A 14586-nucleotide genomic window follows, 5' to 3' on the forward strand; every position below is an offset into this window, starting at 1 on the left:
GTAATCAAGCCCATACCCGATCGAGCCGCCATCTGGCAGTGGTCGACCTGGCGGCGTCGCCATCAATACCGGGCCAGAAAAGCCCACTACCAGCGACGACACCGATTACATAACCAAGTGCGGCTGGAGTGCTAGGTGTCCCGGCCGGTAGCGGCAGGGGTCCACGCCGAACCCTTCGTTTCGTGGACCGAGCCGCGGTGCGATACCGGCCGTGCGCTCGGCGGGCGGCCTCGCACACCGGCCCCCGGTTCGCCATCACGGATCCGGTCCGGAAGCGAAGCCGGTGGCTTCGTTTCCCGGCTATGGTTCCGAGCTGCCGGTTGGGGTCGTCACAGGTATCGGCGGATCGGCCACATCGCGGCCTCCCGGACGCGCCGCGCGAGCGGTCGGCGCTGCCAGCGTCTTTCCTCGATCCGCTCGCTGACCGTCGCGTCGGCGTCGAAATGCTCGTCGAGGGTCGCGGTGAACTGTTCGTCCAAGACCACGAGCATGATCTCCTCGTCGTGGTCCAGGGAGCGCCGGTTGAAGTTCGTGGAGCCCACCAGGGCCGCGATCCCGTCCACCGTGATGACCTTGGCGTGCATCATGGTCGGCTGGTACTGTAGGATTTTCACTCCGCAGGCGAGCAGGTCGCTGTAGAAATGCTGACCGGCCAGCTGGCATACGCGTTTATCGGTGTGCGGGCCGGGGAGCAGGATCTCGACTTCCACCCCGCGGCGCGCGGCGGCGCAGAGCAGTTCGATGAAGTAGGCGTCCGGCGAGAAGTAGGCCGTGGCCAGGCGTAGCCGTTGCTCGGCCGATTCGATGACCACCCGCAGCAGGGTCTGCATATCCTGCCAGCCGAGACTCGCCGACCCGCGAACCACCTGGACGATCGCCGAACCGTGATGCCGCTGCGGTGCGAAGCGGTCCCGCTCGTCGAAGAGCGCGTCGTGGCATTCCGCCCAGTTCTGCGCGAAGGCGGCCGCGACGCCGTCCACCGCCGGACCCTCGACCCGCACATGGGTATCGCGCCATTCGTGCTCGTTGCGCGCGTCGCCGCACCACTCCTCGGCGATACCCACCCCACCGGTGAACGCGGTCCGCTCGTCGACGACCAGCACTTTGCGGTGACACCGGTGGTTCTGCTTGAGCGGAGACAGCGACGCCGGCCTGCGGAACCAGGCGACCTGGACTCCCGCGCGTTCCATGAGCGTCAGCAGGTCTTTCTCGATCGACCGGCTGCCGAAACCGTCCAGCAGCAGCCGCACCCGGAGGCCGGCCTCGGCGCGCTCGGCGAGCGCATAGGCGAACTGTCGAGCGATATCGCCCTGCCAGTACACGAAGGTCATCATGTCGACGGTGTGCTCGGCATCACGGATGGCATCCAGCATCGCCGGGAAGATCTCGTCACCGTTGCGGAGCGCGACCAGCGCGTTCCCCTCGGTGGCGGCGACCCCGAGGAGCCGTTCCAGTCGCCTGCGCATCCGGACCGCCGCGGTGGGGGACTCCGCGAATCGAAGCGCCGATTCGGCGGGCTCGCGTAGGTCTCGGGTACTGGTCACGATAACTCCTCTGCCTGCGCACCGAGCGCCGCACCGGCACGGGCGCTTCCTCGGTGTGCTCCGACCTTAACCGGCGGTACCGCCTCCGCTACGCGGTGCCCTGGGGTGATCACAGGTGCGCGGATCCACCTACGCGGGCGATACCCGATCACCTCGGCAACGTATCGCCGCCGACGGGGATCACACCGGTGCGAACCGAGTGGGTGCCCGGTCGTGGGTGCTCTCGGACCGGTACGGCCCGGGGCCGAGCCGTGAGCCGGACCGCCCACCCGGTAGTAGTGGACCGTGATCTATATCGATCTGCCCCTTACCGAGGACATCCGGGCCGCGGTCGCCGCGTCCTGGGGGTACAAAGGCGACAGCGAACGACTCCACGGCGGTGAGGAATCGGCCGCATACCGGGTGGGTGAGGTGGTCGTGCGGATCGGATCCCCGCGGCGCGACCCGCAGGAGATGGAGTGGTGCCACGGGATCGCCGCCGCCGCGCGCGCCGTACCGGAGGTCGTGGCGCCGCTGCCCCGCGCGGACGGATCGACGGTGGAGGTGGTGGCCGGGCACCCGGTCACCGTATGGCCGCTGATCGACGGTCGATGGACCGATAGCACGGACCGGGTCCAGTTCACCGAGGCGGCCGGTCTGCTGGCCCGGGTCCATCGGGCCCTCGCCGAGCACCGGCCACCGCCGCGGCCCCGGCCCTCGTTTCTCGAGATCGGCCTGGACGGTGCACCCTCGGCCGAGCTACCGGACCCGGACCTGGACCGCTGGCTGGCCGCCTTCACCGCGACGGCGCGTGCGCAGCCCCTGCACGGCGACTACTACGAAGGCAATCTGCTGTCGCGTGACGGCCATGTGGTGGCCCTGATCGATTGGGACGAGGCCGCGATCGGCCCGCCGGAACTCGAACTGGCCTCGGCCGCGCTCGAGTTCGCCGACGAGTTCGGCCGTGACCTGTCCGGCGCCCGGGCGTTCGTCGATGCCTATGTCGCCGCGGGTGGTACCGCGGGAGACCTCGACGACCTCGCGCTCGCCCAGCTGATGCGCCACCGGTTGCGCCGGGAAGCGGCCTACTTCGGCCTCGCCGTCGCCCGCGGGGTGCGACACGACGAGGACGATCTCGAATACCACCGGCAGCGGCTGGCGGCCTTCCATCGGCTCCGGCCGGCTCCGGGGCGCCGACCGGCCGGTAGGACTCGCAGGTGAGTGGACGGCCTGTGGCGGTTATGTCGTCACGTAGCGTTTCGATACCGGCGAATCATCAGCAATTGCCGGATGGCGTCATATCATGCCTGCATGACATCCAGCGATACACAGTACGAGGGGCCGTTGCATCGACTGGCCCGCAGCGCGTGGCAGGCGATGTTGGTCATCGGCGTGGTGTCGGTGGTCGTCGGTGTGATCGTGCTGGTCTGGCCCGGTCCGACGATCGTGGTCCTGGCCGTTCTGTTCGGTATCTACCTGCTGGTATCGGGCGTCTTCCAATTGGTCGCCGCGTTCGGCGGTCATGTGTCCGGTGGCTGGCGGGCCATGTTGATCGTCAGCGCGGTGCTGTCGTTCATCCTGGGTTTCTTCGCGCTACGCCATCTCGGCGATGCCATTCTGCTGATGGCCCTGTGGATCGGTATCGGCTGGATGTTCCGCGGCGTCACGGTGCTGGTCGCCGCCGCCGACGCGCCCTCGGGCACCGCCGGGCGCGGTTGGAACGTCTTCTTCGGCATCGTGCTGCTGATCGGTGGCGGGATGTTGATCGTCTGGCCGTTCAACTCCGTCGCGGTCCTGACCCTGGTGGCCGGTTGGTGGTTGATCTTCACGGGCATCGTGGAGGTCATCGGGGCGTTCCAGGTGCGCGGCCGCGCGAAGACCACGCCGAATGCTCTCTGATCCACGCCGTGGCAATCAGCCGGCAATCGACGCTGCTGTCGCTGCGTACCGGTCGGGGCCGGTGCTCACCGGCCGAGTGCTCGGCGCCTGGGCAGCAGTAGCGCGGGGATCAGGGGCCAGCGCGATCATGGCCGGGGCGATCAGATAGGTGTGCTGGAAGGCTTCCGCCAAGGCGGGAGTGAGCGCGGCCCGCTGCGCCGGGTCCATACCGTGCACGGCCTGCAGCCCGCCGTCCGCCGGCAGTAACGCGGCCAGGGTCACCGAGGTCGCCGCGGTGCCGAGGGCGAGCGCGGTGGTGCTGATCATGGTCAGCACCGTCGATCCCGCGGGCTGTTGGTCCCGGTTCAACGGCCGGGTCGCCGTCGTCAGCACCGGCATCATGGTGCCGCCACCGCCCGCGCCCATCAGCAGCATGGTGGCAGCGAGTGCCCAGTACGGCGCGTCCGCGTCGAGCTGGATCACGAACAGCACGAAACCGGTGAGCGCCAGGGTGGTCGAGCCCGGCAGGTAGCGACCGGGCGGAATCCGGTCGATCAGCCTGCCCGCCACCTGCATGGTCGCGCCCGAGGCCAGCGCGAACGGAATGCCCAGCGCACCGGCCACCAGGGCCGATTCGCCGCGTACCACCTGGAAGTACAGGGGCAGCAGCAACATAGATCCGAAGTAGCCACTCGCGAACAATGCCAGCAGCGCAGCCGATGTGCCGGTGGTCCGATTGCCGAGCACCCGCAGATCCAGCAGCGGCACCGGCGTGGTCAGCGAGCGGCGCACGAACGCGGCCACGAGCCCGCCACCCACGAGAATGGGCGCCCACACGGCCGGTGTGGCGAAGCCGGCGTGTTCACCCGCGGCGGTCACTCCGTAATCAGCAGTGCCAGCCCCGGCGACATCAGCAGCAGGCCGACGACATCCAGAACCCGCGGCGGCTCCGGGGCATCGCCGGGCAGTGCCTTCGCCGCCAGCGGCAGCACCAAGGCGCCCAGTGGCAGATTGATGAAGAACATCCACCGCCACGACACCTCGTCGATGAGGTAACCGCCGACCACCGGACCGAGCAGCGGACCGACCAGCACGGCCAATCCCAGCGTGCTCATCGCCCGGCCCAGCCGCTCCGGCCCGGCGGCGCGCAACAGGATCGTCATCGCCACCGGCATCAGCAACCCGCCGCTCGCGCCCTGCACGACCCGGAACGCGATCAGTGACTCGATGTTCCAGGCCAGCCCCGCCAGCACCGAGCCGGCCGCGAACACGGCGACCGCGGCCAGATACAGCCGCTTCGCCCCGAACCGGCCGACCAGCCAGGCCGAGGCCGGCACCACCGCGCCGAGCGCGAGCGAATACCCGGTGGCCACCCACTGGATCGTGCTCAAATCCGCGTGGAACTGCACGGACAGTTTGTTGATGGCGACGTTCACAATGGTCTGATCGAGCGTCGCCATGATCGCTCCGACCACGAGAACGAGCGCGATGGTCAGTGGCTTACGGGCGTCGGCCGGTGGGGCCGACGTCGTCTCGGTGGTGATCATGGCCCTGGCTTTCGGTGCGGGTGGGGTGGCGAACCGGTATCGCCGGGTCGGGAGACCCTGCGGAAAGCCTGTAACCTCGAGCAATATTGAGGTCAATGGGATGTGAGAATGGCGACAGCCGGCCGAAGTCGATGCCGATGACGGAGTTCGTGCCAGGATGTTCGGTATATCGGACCGCGCACTGAGGTTCGGGTCGGTGGCGGAAGCCTACGAACGATTTCGGCCGGGTTATCCATTGTGTTGGAACTTTCGCGCGAGAATCCCGCCCGGACTTCCGGATACCGGAACAGTAGGTGAGTTCTCGGTATCGACCCCCGCGGTTCCCGAGCTCCGGCGGCTCGGGACCGCGTCCGGGAGGACGATTATCGGGCGGAAGCCGACCAGCCGAAGTGGGTCGCGGTATGCCCCGCCGGGACTGTGGCCACGGGTGCGCCGCTGCAGTCCGGGGAGTTGTATACGCGGAAATCGCGAGTGCTGCGGTTGTCGAACCGGATATCACGCTGGAAACCGCTCGCCCAGCACGCATCGAGATCGGACAATTCCAGGGTGTTGTCGACGATCACCACTTCCCGGCCGTCACCGAAACCGGCTGATCCGGTGGGAAACGCGGCCGCGGCGGGAGCCGTCGCGGTGACTGCGGCGACTGCGAGAATGGCTGCGAGAGAGAATTTTTCGTGTTTCATGTGCTGAATCGTAGCCGGGCTCCGGTGCCGGTCCGGAATTGCCACCGGGGGTCGTTTCAACGGTGCTCGATTCGACCGAGGAATTCTTCGGCCACACGGACGAATTCGGCCGGCTGGTCATGGGTGACGATATGACCGGCTCCGGGTATCGTGATCAGCTCTCCGCCGGGTGCTGCCGTTGCGGCGGCGGCGAGTTCGGTATGGCCGACCAGGGTGTCGTGTTCGCCGCGGATCCAGAGGCTGGGCACCTCGAGCCCGGGCAGTTCGGTGAGGTAGTTCAGCCGCATGCTCCAGGGTCCGTACGCGTCGACCATCCAGTCGTCGAGTGCCGGTTCGCCGTGCTCGGCTTTGGCGTGCGCTTCGGATCGAACCAGTTCGAGGATCGTGTCGAAGCCGGGGGTATCGACTCCGGCGGTGAGGCTGCCGATCATCGACTTCCGGAGCGTTTTCGGGCTGCGGGCGAGGTATTTGCTCGTGAGTTTCAGGAGTCCCGGTGTATTGATCATCGCCCAGGTGGTGAACTGGGCGCGCCGCTTCGCGCCGATACCGCCCGGTCCGATCGCGAGCAGAGCCGAGACTCGTCCGGGGTGGCGCAGGGCGTATCCGATACCGAGTCCACCGCCGAGAGACAACCCGATGAGCGCTGTCCGGGGGAGCGCCAGTTGCTCGAGCAGGTCGTCGAGGAAGCCGTCGAAGAACTTGCGGTCCAGGCGGCCGTGCCATGGTCTGCTGGCGCCGTGCCGGGGCAGGTCGATCGCATGGACCTGGTATTTCGTCGCCAAGCGGTGCGCGATATCGCGCCAGACGCCTTCGGCGGTGTCGAGCATGCCGCCGTGCAGGAGCAGCACCGGAGCTCCGTGGTCGCCGGATCGGTAGTGGCGGACCGGGCCGCCGCGAACGACGAGGTCGGTATGAGAGGCGAAAGCGGTGATGGTCATAGGGGGTTCTCCGGCCGAGCGAGTTGATCCGACAGTTGATCGAGCAGTGTGAGCTGGGCGCGGCGGGCAGCCGCGGCGTCCACCGGCCCGTGGCCGGCCAGTCCGCGACCCGTCAGATCCGCGAACAGTGTGACGACATCGCCGAACTCCGCCGGGCTTCCCGCACCGAGGACGCCGGGGGCGTTGATCAGGCCGACGGTGAAGAAGCCGAGCATCCGGGTGATGGTCTCGCTCGGCACGGTGTCCACGACCACTCCGGCACGTTGCAGTCGTTCGATGTACTCGGCGAGCCAGCCGAAACGCATCGCGTAACGCTGGTCGGTCACCCCGCGTACGTGTTCGCCCAGGACCGCGTCATCGCCCAGATACAGGGCGCGCATGAGCGGTTCGGACAGCAGTGCCTCCACGCCGAACCGGTACACGGCGGGTAGATCGACCACGCCCTCGGCGTCGAGCACCTGTTGGTGAACCCGCGCGGTCATCCGGCGCATACTGCGGCCGAGGACGGCGTCCAGGATTGCCGCTTTGTCAGCGAACTCGCGGTATACGGCGCCTTTGCCGATACCGGCGCGTTCGGCGATTTCCGCGACCGTGGTGTGCGGCCAGCCGGTTTCGAGGATCAGATCGGCGGCCGCGGTCAAGATCTTTCCGCGCCGGTCGGGGACGAGAGGGCGGGGCATACGGCTCCTGCCATTGTAGTGACCAGAATTCCACTATTGGTCACTACGATAGCAGGTGCGTGACGCGCATCGAGGTGCGGACTGTGCGGGGTAGGGATAGCCGACGGACTGCTGCTCGATCCGAATCGGGAGGTCGAGGACCGCCGTACAGCGATGTCGAGGCACGTCCGATAACTCCCGCGGGCGATCTCCTGCCGGTAGCCTACGAGCAGAACCCCGGCCTCGGCTACGTCACCTGGGGGCCGGACCGGCTGGTTCGCACCGGCTTCGCCGGCGAGGTGGGGATGGGTATGAAGGTCGCCGCCGCGGTCCTGGCGCCCCTGCTGGGTCGAAGCCCGGAAGACGCGATCCGGCCGATCGCCGACATCATCGATACTCCGAGCCCGGGCCGCGCCGCATACCGCGGTGCCAAGGCGCGCCCGCTCACCGTCGGCGCCCACGACGAGAAGGACGCGGCCCGCCTCGCATCGGCCGTCGAAAAGACCCTTTGACCCGCATCATTGCCGGTCGGGCGACCCGCGCCCCAGGTACGTCTTCGGGCTTCGCTGGTCGGCCTGCCCGATGCGGCTACCGACTGTTTCGGATAAGTGGCTTGCGGAGGACCGCTCGGATGTGATCCGGGTCGGCTTCGCGGTCGTCGAGCAGGATTGCGGTGCACAGGCCGTCGGACAAGGCCACGAAGGCTTCGATCGTATCGGTGTCGTCGGTTTGTGTTCGGGCGAGTTCGGCGACATTGTCGCGCCAGCGTCGCGCGATCGGCCGTAGGGCGGGCCGGCGGGCGGCGAGGGTCGACAGTTCGCGTTCGGCAAGTGCTCGCTCGCGTCCGGGTCCGCCGGATTCGGCGATGAGCTCCGCCAGCCCGGTGAGTGGGTCGTCGGCGGTGTCGATGAGGTGACGGATGCGGCGCGTGTATTCGTCTGTGACGCTGGTCAGGGCGGCTATCAGCAGATCGTCCAGGGTGGCGAAATAGTAGAGCGTGAGGCTGGTGGTGATACCGGCTTCCTTGGCGACGGTGCGGTGGGTGACGCCGGTGGCGCCGTCGCGGCGGACGATCTCGAGCGTCGCCTCGATGATCTGGGCGCGCCGAAGCCGGCCACGCAGTGTGCGTCCGTCGACCGTCTCGTGCCCACCGTCGTGTGCGGCCGTCATCGCTTCATCTGTCATCGATTTCTCCCGGGTGTCGAGGCTATCGGCTCTGCCGCACGGTCGGGTTCGTCGGGGGGCCGGATGTGCCGGAGCATCACGAAGCAGGCCGAGGAAGCGGCGGCGATGGCGACGCCCGCGGCAAGGGCGGCTGCGTTGAGGCCGCCGGTGAATATGTTGCGCGCATGGTCGACAGCCTCGGCCGGGATCCGGTCCGCGACCGAGGAGGCGCCGGCGAGGCTGTCGCCGTAGGTCTCGGCCACGGAGGCCGACAGTCCGGCGGGTGTTTCGATATCGCGGCGGTAGAGGGCGGTGGTGAGGCTGCCCAGGAGTGCGACGCCTGCGGCGATCCCGAACTCTTGAACGGTTTCGGACAGTGCCGCCGCCGAACCGGACCTATCCGGTGGCGCAGCACCCATGACGATGTCGGTACCCAGTGCGGCGATGACACCGAGACCCAGGTAGACGAGGGCGAATCCGGCGACGACGGCCGGCCTGCTGTCCGTCCCGGCCGAGGCCAGCAGCCCGTATCCGGCCAATGACAGCGCCAGGGTGCCCGCCATGATGACGCCGGGCGGGACGCGGCCGGCCAACAGCGGTGCGCCGATCGCGCCGATGAGCATGGCCAGTGCGGGCGGGCCCATCCACAACCCGGTGGCGGTCGGTGAAAGGCCGGTGACCAGCTGCAGGTATTGGGTCACCAGGTACATCACGCCACCGAACCCGGCCAAGCCGATCAGCAACACCGAGAGCGCCGCGGAGAAGGCCGGATTCGTGAACAGCTTCATATCGAGCAGCGGCTCCACGAGACGCAGCTGACGACGGACGAACGCGACTGTAGCGCCACCACCGAGCACGACGGCGGCCACGGCCTCGAAATCGAGGCCGTGGGCGGCAGCATGTTTGATCGCATAGATGATCGGCAGCATCGCCGCCAAGGACAAACCGACGCTGAGCGCGTCGAGTCCGCCCGTGCGTGTCCGGTACTCCGGCAGCAGTAACGGTGCGCCGGCCAGAACCAGCAATGCGACCGGTACCGCGATGAGGAAGACCGCGCCCCACCAGAAGGTGGTGACCAAGACCCCGCCGACGACCGGCCCTGCGGCCATCCCCGCAGCGAACGTTGTGGCCCACACCCCGATGGCCAGCGCTCGTTGCCGGGCGTCGGTGAACATGGTGCTGATCAGGGACAGGGTCGAGGGCATCAGCGTGGCTCCGGCCACGCCGAGAAGTGCGCGTGCCACGATCAGCCACAGGGTGCCGGGAGCGAACGCCGCTAGGGCGGAGGCCGCGGCGAATGCCGCCGTCCCGATCATCAGCAACCGGCGCCGCCCGATTCGATCGCCCAAAGTCCCCATCGTGACGAGGAAGCCGGCGATGAAGAAACCGTAGGCGTCCATGATCCAGAGCAATTCGGTCGCGCTCGGGTCCAGGTCCGCGGCCAGATTCGGCACGACCAGGTAGAGCGCGGTCACATCCAGCCCCAACAGCATGGTCGGCAAGGCCAGCAATGCAAGGCCACTCCATTCGCGCCATCCGGCCGGTTGTCCCGCGCGCATCTCGTCTCCTCAATATAGTTGAACTCTCGTACTACTTGTACCATCGTTCAATTATTGAGGGAAGGGGTGTGGAGTTGTCACCCGAGAACACCCACTCCGACGCGGCGTGGCTGCCGGATTCGGTGCGGGCGTTTCGGCTTGCACCTGACGTAAGGTCAGGTTCTACCGTCGGCGACACCGGCGCACGGTGCGCCGGTGGAAGTGGGATGAAACGGATGAACCGGCACGGAACCGAGCGCGTATGGAAGGTCGGTGAACTCGCGGCCGAGGCCGGTTTGACGGTGCGGACGCTGCATCACTACGACCGCATCGGGTTGGTGCGGCCTGCGGGGCGGACCGGCACCGGCCACCGGCTCTACACCGCCGGCGACGTCGAGCGCCTCTACCAGGTGCTGGCCTTGCGTCAACTGGGCTTGGGGCTGGATCGGATCACGGACCTGCTCGCGGGCACTGTGGCGATGACGCAGGTGCTGTCTGCTCATCGCGACTTTCTGGCCGCGCAACTGGCCGCGACCCGGGAACTCCACGCCTTGGTCGCCGCACTGGCCGCCACGGCGGAGAACAGGCCGGACGCATCCGCCGATCACTTCCTGGAATTGATCAGGAGGACCGTCATGGTCGACGACACGTTCAAGGAATATTTCACCGAGGGGCAGTTGACGCAGCTCGCGCAGCGTCGGGAGGATCTCGGTGAAGAGCACATCCGGCAAGCCGAAGCGGGATGGGCCGAGCTCATTCCGAAGGTCGACGCGGCGATCGCCGCCGATATGGACCCGGCTTCACCCGAGGCGCGGCAGATGGCTGCGCAGTGGATGGAGCTCTTGGAAGGGTTCCACGGGGGTGACCCGGGCCTGCGCGACAGCCTGTACCGGATGCAGGCCGGCGAGGCCGACCGGATCGAGAGCGAGTTCTGCGGACCGTCACCGGCCCAGATCGAATTCATCACGGCCGCGAACGCCGCACGCGGGTAGCGGGTTCGGGAAGGGCCGGCGTAGTCGAGTCGAGGGTTGCCCCGCTATCCGGTGTCACCCTCGACTCGTCTCGGCAGAGGGCCTAGCCCGGTGTGGCGGCGCAATAAGCTGTTCCGACCGGCTCCCAATCCCATCGTCTCTCCGGGCCCCATTGCACAACCAGCGTCACGGCATCGACCATCGCCTCACGTCTCGGTACTCCCGTCCCCAGAGCCGAAATCATCGGGCCCGCCGGTTGCTCGGTGGTGCTGTATGCAACGGTGACATGAGGGATCCATGTCGAAGGGTTGCGATCACTCGCTACTGCGGGTCCGATGACCGTCCGGGTGGCGGACCGTACTGCCTCGAGGATGGGAACCAGTGCCTGTGCGGGTTGCACGCCGAGCGAAATCGCTTCGGCGTGGTAGATGACTTTCTCGATGAATACCGGAATGGGCGGAACCTCGCGCAGCCGAGCTCGCGCAGCCGACGCCATCGCGGACATCTGTTCGCGGGTGATGGCCTCGGTCGGCCCCGCCATGAGCGTCGTGATATGAAGCCACTGTCTCGGCGTCATATGGAGGCCGGGGAAAGAACTCAAGGCTCTTTGCGCTTCGGTGGCAGCGTCGCACACCTGCGGGTATCGCCTCATCAGTAGATGCCAGGAGACGATCCCGTGGCCCGGTGGGGGTTGGGCGCGGTTCGCCCATCGGTTTTCCATTTTTCGGGGAAGCGGGCTCATTCATTCCTCCGAGGGTCCGCGCAGGGCAATCGCGATAAGACCTCGTGGCCAGCGTAGCCGCAGCGTTACCGCGAGCGGGACAATTCTCCGGCCAGTTCCAGTGTTCTCGCTTTTTCGGCGGCGTCGCCGACCGGGCTGACCAGCAGGTCGGTTGCGCCCGCGGCGGAGTATGCGCGGACGGCGGCGGCGACCGTTTCCTCGTCCCCGGCGACCACGGTTTCCGCGACATTGCGCTGACCCTGGCGGTCGAGAAGCGTTCGGTAACTGGCGAAATCGGAGGCGAAGCCGAGCATCCCGGCGATTTCCTCGCGGACGGCGCCCGGTCTGCTCGTCACGCTCAGCATCACCGACGCCACGACGCGCGGGGCCTTCGCCACGGCGTCGATCCGCGGGCGGATGTGGTCGGCGATCGTCGCCGGTGTCGCCCACACCGTGACGGTGCCGTCGGCCAGTTCGCCTGCTATGCGGAGCATTACCGGGCCGAGTGCGGAGAGCAGTACCGGCGGTGGCTGCACGCCCGGCAACTGAACGTGGCCGGCACCGGAGAGTTCGGTGCGCAGCGTGGTCAGGTACTGGCGGATGTGCTGGGCGGGCCGGTCGAAGGATATGCCGTAGACCCCCTCGACGAACGGCTTGTGACTCGGGCCGACGCCGAGGGTGAACCGGTTTCCGGTAGCGGCCGCGACCGTGAGCGCCTGGGCGGCCAGTGAGATCGGGTGGCGTGGGTAGGTCTGCACGACGGCCGTGCCCAGCTCGATTCCCGGCACGGCCGCCCCGACGAGTGCCGCGACCACCAGCGGGTCCCACGCCAGGACTTGATTGAAGAACACACTGCTCAGCCCATGGTCGACGGCGGCGCGCACCTGCTCGATCCGGGTTTCGATATCACTCTGATCTCCGGCATACAGGCCGATCCGCATTGCCCCTCCAAGGTGAATTCTGGATTCCGCTTAGCCGACGGTAGCATAAGATGAATCAGATATTCCGGTTGATAGGAGCGTGAAAGTGCGGGCGGACGCGCGACGCAACCGTTCGGCGATCACCGGTGCCGCCCTGCGGCTGGCCGGCGAGCGGGGCGAGGCCGTGTCGATGGAGGACATCGCGCGGGCGGCGGGAGTCGGCGTCGGCACGCTGTATCGGCACTTCCCGGACCGGCGCGCCCTGCTCGAGGACATCGCGGTCGACACGCTGCGCGAACTGATCGAGGCCACACGCGCGGAGGTCGGCCGGGCCCCGGCATGGGAGGCGCTGCTGCGGGTGGTGGAACTCTGCGTGACTTTGCCGCTGGCACTGATCAAATCGCTGCTCACCGACGAACCCGAGCGCCCCGACCTACCCGAGCTGGAGGCAGAGGCCAACGCGCTGATCGCCGAGATCGCCGCCGCCGCACAGCGCGAGGGCGACTTGCGCGCCGACGTACCGCCGACGGAGGTGGTGCGGGTGCTGAACGTGGCGGTCTGTCGCTGCGGCGCCCGGGTCGACGATCACCTGACCCGCGTCCTGCTGGACGGCCTGCGCGCTGCGAAGAGCTAGGTGCCCCTGCTCTGCGCCAGAGCTGTCCGCACGGCGACCAACGGGCTGGTCGCCGGGATGGCCGCATCGATGGGGTTGTCGTCGGCGTCGCGGATCTTCCAGCCGCCGAGCGTGATCACCGGGGTGTTTCCGCGGTGGTTGGCAAGAGCGAGTTCGGACAGTGTTCCCCAGGAACCGCCTACGACGATGACCGCGTCGGCGGATCGGACCAGGATGGCATTACGCGCCTCTCCCATGTTCGTGTACAGGACAGCCGAAAGGCCCTCGCAGATCCCGGCCGGGTCGGCATCGGGGCGAATGCCGATGACCAAACCGTTTTCGGCGGAGGCTCCTTCCGCCACCGCGGCCATGACTCCCCGCCCGCCACCGCACAGCACGGTGGCCCCGGCTCGGGCCAGCAGTCTGCCGACTTCGCGAGCATTGTGGGCGTCGGTGCCGGTGCAATTGCTGGGCCCGCAGACGGCGACCTGGATCGGTGGCATCCTCGGCTCCTGGGTAGTAGCGGTGGCTGAATGACTCGACCTTCGCAGTTTTGGTACTGCCGGGCTGATCGGTTCAGGCGCGCTGACGATCGGCTCGCTGCTGGATCAGCTCCTCGACGGCGCTGGGCAGGGTGGTCTCGAAGTCGATGAGTTTCGCCCAGGTCGGGGTGATGACGACCCGGACCATACCGTCGTAGAGGGAGCGGACCTCGGCCTCCCACTCGACGCGCTGTTCGGGTGTCATCTGGTAGCTGCCGTTCATCTGGAGGTACTCCTCGGGGATGCCGTCCACCACGTCCAGCTCCGCCCGGCCGCGGATGAGCAGGATCTTCGGCGGATGCACCTCGGTGTCGATCGTCAGCGCGACCTCGGGGTTACGGCGCAGGGAAGGCAGCTTCGGGGCGTTCTTCGAGGTGCAGACGACGATCTGCGAGCCGTTCCAGGTGAACCCGATGGGGATGTTGCGGGGCGTACCGTCCTTGGCGACGTAGGCCATGCGCAGCAGGTCACGGGCCAGCAGCTCCTGGCTGCCAGGGCGGTTCAGGATCGCGGTGATCTCGTTCGGTTGCATGCCGGTCGCTCCTTCGTCGGTATCGCCGATCGTGCGGCTGCTCGTCGCGCCGGTACGGAGCCGCCCGAGCGTTCTCGACATCCACGGCACATGAACTTCCAGATCCGGACGGGACGCCGGCGATCGGTCCACCGGCAGAGTTATCCTGCCCTATCGCCGATACTCGTGAACCACTGTCCCGTCCGATGTCTGGTTGTGCCGGCGAATTACGGAATCTGTGGCGGCGACGGTGCGAGCGCGCCGTCGCAGCCGAGGGGGTCGAGCACGCCGGCAACGGTCGTCCATAATGACGGCTCCACACTCTGGACCGTGACGCGATCGGGCCGTGCGCCCGGACAATGCCCCCGCCCCAAAGCA

General features: G+C 67.7%; 17 protein-coding genes. 5 read left to right on the forward strand and 12 right to left on the reverse strand.

Going from position 1 to position 14586, the window contains the following annotated elements; genetic code table 11:
• Positions 1-329 precede the first annotated feature (329 nt).
• Entirely contained in the window at positions 330-1544 is a 1215-nt protein-coding gene (locus ACLML9_RS22720; protein ID WP_411947419.1) for a phospholipase D-like domain-containing protein, read from the reverse strand.
• 285 nt (positions 1545-1829) lie between these two features.
• Here ACLML9_RS22720 and ACLML9_RS22725 point away from each other — a divergent pair, with 285 nt between their 5' ends.
• On the forward strand, positions 1830-2744 hold the full coding sequence (locus ACLML9_RS22725) for a phosphotransferase enzyme family protein (protein ID WP_411947420.1): 915 nt from the start codon (positions 1830-1832) through the stop codon (positions 2742-2744).
• Between the two features lie 90 nt (positions 2745-2834).
• Complete coding sequence (locus ACLML9_RS22730) at positions 2835-3422, forward strand: HdeD family acid-resistance protein (RefSeq protein WP_411947421.1); 588 nt, start codon at positions 2835-2837, stop codon at positions 3420-3422.
• Between the two features lie 15 nt (positions 3423-3437).
• Here ACLML9_RS22730 and ACLML9_RS22735 read toward each other — a convergent pair whose 3' ends face one another.
• The 5 genes from ACLML9_RS22735 to ACLML9_RS22755 form a co-directional block, all read right to left on the reverse strand.
• Positions 3438-4280, reverse strand: coding sequence for an MFS transporter (locus tag ACLML9_RS22735; RefSeq protein ID WP_411947422.1), 843 nt, complete (start codon positions 4278-4280; stop codon positions 3438-3440).
• Positions 4277-4948 (reverse strand): MFS transporter, encoded by a 672-nt coding sequence (locus ACLML9_RS22740; RefSeq protein ID WP_411947423.1) that lies wholly within the window; start codon positions 4946-4948, stop codon positions 4277-4279. Before ACLML9_RS22740 ends, ACLML9_RS22735 begins: the two co-directional genes overlap by 4 nt.
• Before the next feature lie 362 nt (positions 4949-5310).
• Complete coding sequence (locus ACLML9_RS22745) at positions 5311-5631, reverse strand: hypothetical protein (RefSeq protein WP_411947424.1); 321 nt, start codon at positions 5629-5631, stop codon at positions 5311-5313.
• 56 nt (positions 5632-5687) lie between these two features.
• Positions 5688-6569 (reverse strand): alpha/beta fold hydrolase, encoded by an 882-nt coding sequence (locus ACLML9_RS22750; RefSeq protein WP_411947425.1) that lies wholly within the window; start codon positions 6567-6569, stop codon positions 5688-5690.
• A complete protein-coding gene (locus ACLML9_RS22755) occupies positions 6566-7249 on the reverse strand; it encodes a TetR/AcrR family transcriptional regulator (protein ID WP_411947426.1) in 684 nt (227 codons plus the stop codon). Before ACLML9_RS22755 ends, ACLML9_RS22750 begins: the two co-directional genes overlap by 4 nt.
• Before the next feature lie 83 nt (positions 7250-7332).
• Between ACLML9_RS22755 and ACLML9_RS22760 the strand changes: the two genes are divergently transcribed.
• A complete protein-coding gene (locus ACLML9_RS22760; RefSeq protein WP_411947427.1) occupies positions 7333-7740 on the forward strand; it encodes a hypothetical protein in 408 nt (135 codons plus the stop codon).
• Between the two features lie 76 nt (positions 7741-7816).
• Here the strand turns inward: ACLML9_RS22760 and ACLML9_RS22765 are convergent, their stop codons facing one another.
• Both ACLML9_RS22765 and ACLML9_RS22770 read right to left on the reverse strand, forming a co-directional pair.
• Positions 7817-8413 carry a TetR/AcrR family transcriptional regulator gene (locus ACLML9_RS22765; RefSeq protein WP_411947428.1) on the reverse strand — a complete coding sequence of 199 codons (597 nt, stop codon included), beginning with the start codon at positions 8411-8413 and terminating at the stop codon, positions 7817-7819.
• Positions 8410-9951 (reverse strand): MFS transporter, encoded by a 1542-nt coding sequence (locus ACLML9_RS22770; protein ID WP_411947429.1) that lies wholly within the window; start codon positions 9949-9951, stop codon positions 8410-8412. Before ACLML9_RS22770 ends, ACLML9_RS22765 begins: the two co-directional genes overlap by 4 nt.
• 74 nt (positions 9952-10025) lie before the next feature.
• On the opposite strand from ACLML9_RS22770, the gene ACLML9_RS22775 reads away from it, so the two are divergent.
• Positions 10026-10922 carry a MerR family transcriptional regulator gene (locus ACLML9_RS22775; RefSeq protein ID WP_411947430.1) on the forward strand — a complete coding sequence of 299 codons (897 nt, stop codon included), beginning with the start codon at positions 10026-10028 and terminating at the stop codon, positions 10920-10922.
• A gap of 82 nt (positions 10923-11004) precedes the next feature.
• Here the strand turns inward: ACLML9_RS22775 and ACLML9_RS22780 are convergent, their stop codons facing one another.
• Both ACLML9_RS22780 and ACLML9_RS22785 read right to left on the reverse strand, forming a co-directional pair.
• Positions 11005-11643, reverse strand: a complete 639-nt coding sequence (locus ACLML9_RS22780) for a 2'-5' RNA ligase family protein (RefSeq protein WP_411947431.1) — start codon at positions 11641-11643, stop codon at positions 11005-11007.
• A 65-nt stretch (positions 11644-11708) separates the two neighbouring features.
• Positions 11709-12563, reverse strand: a complete 855-nt coding sequence (locus ACLML9_RS22785) for a TIGR03564 family F420-dependent LLM class oxidoreductase (RefSeq protein ID WP_411947432.1) — start codon at positions 12561-12563, stop codon at positions 11709-11711.
• Between the two features lie 79 nt (positions 12564-12642).
• Between ACLML9_RS22785 and ACLML9_RS22790 the strand changes: the two genes are divergently transcribed.
• Positions 12643-13176: a TetR/AcrR family transcriptional regulator gene (locus ACLML9_RS22790; RefSeq protein WP_411947433.1), complete on the forward strand. Its 534-nt coding sequence runs from the start codon at positions 12643-12645 to the stop codon at positions 13174-13176.
• On the opposite strand, the gene ACLML9_RS22795 is transcribed toward ACLML9_RS22790, so the two are convergent.
• Positions 13173-13658 carry an LOG family protein gene (locus ACLML9_RS22795; protein WP_411947434.1) on the reverse strand — a complete coding sequence of 162 codons (486 nt, stop codon included), beginning with the start codon at positions 13656-13658 and terminating at the stop codon, positions 13173-13175. The two genes, ACLML9_RS22790 and ACLML9_RS22795, sit on opposite strands and share 4 nt — an antisense overlap.
• A 73-nt stretch (positions 13659-13731) precedes the next feature.
• A complete protein-coding gene (locus ACLML9_RS22800) occupies positions 13732-14310 on the reverse strand; it encodes a pyridoxamine 5'-phosphate oxidase family protein (RefSeq protein WP_411947435.1) in 579 nt (192 codons plus the stop codon).
• Between the last annotated feature and the right edge of the window lie 276 nt (positions 14311-14586).

The organism is Nocardia sp. NPDC002869 (assembly GCF_046764065.1).
Taxonomy (GTDB): Bacteria; Actinomycetota; Actinomycetes; order Mycobacteriales; family Mycobacteriaceae; genus Nocardia; species Nocardia rhamnosiphila.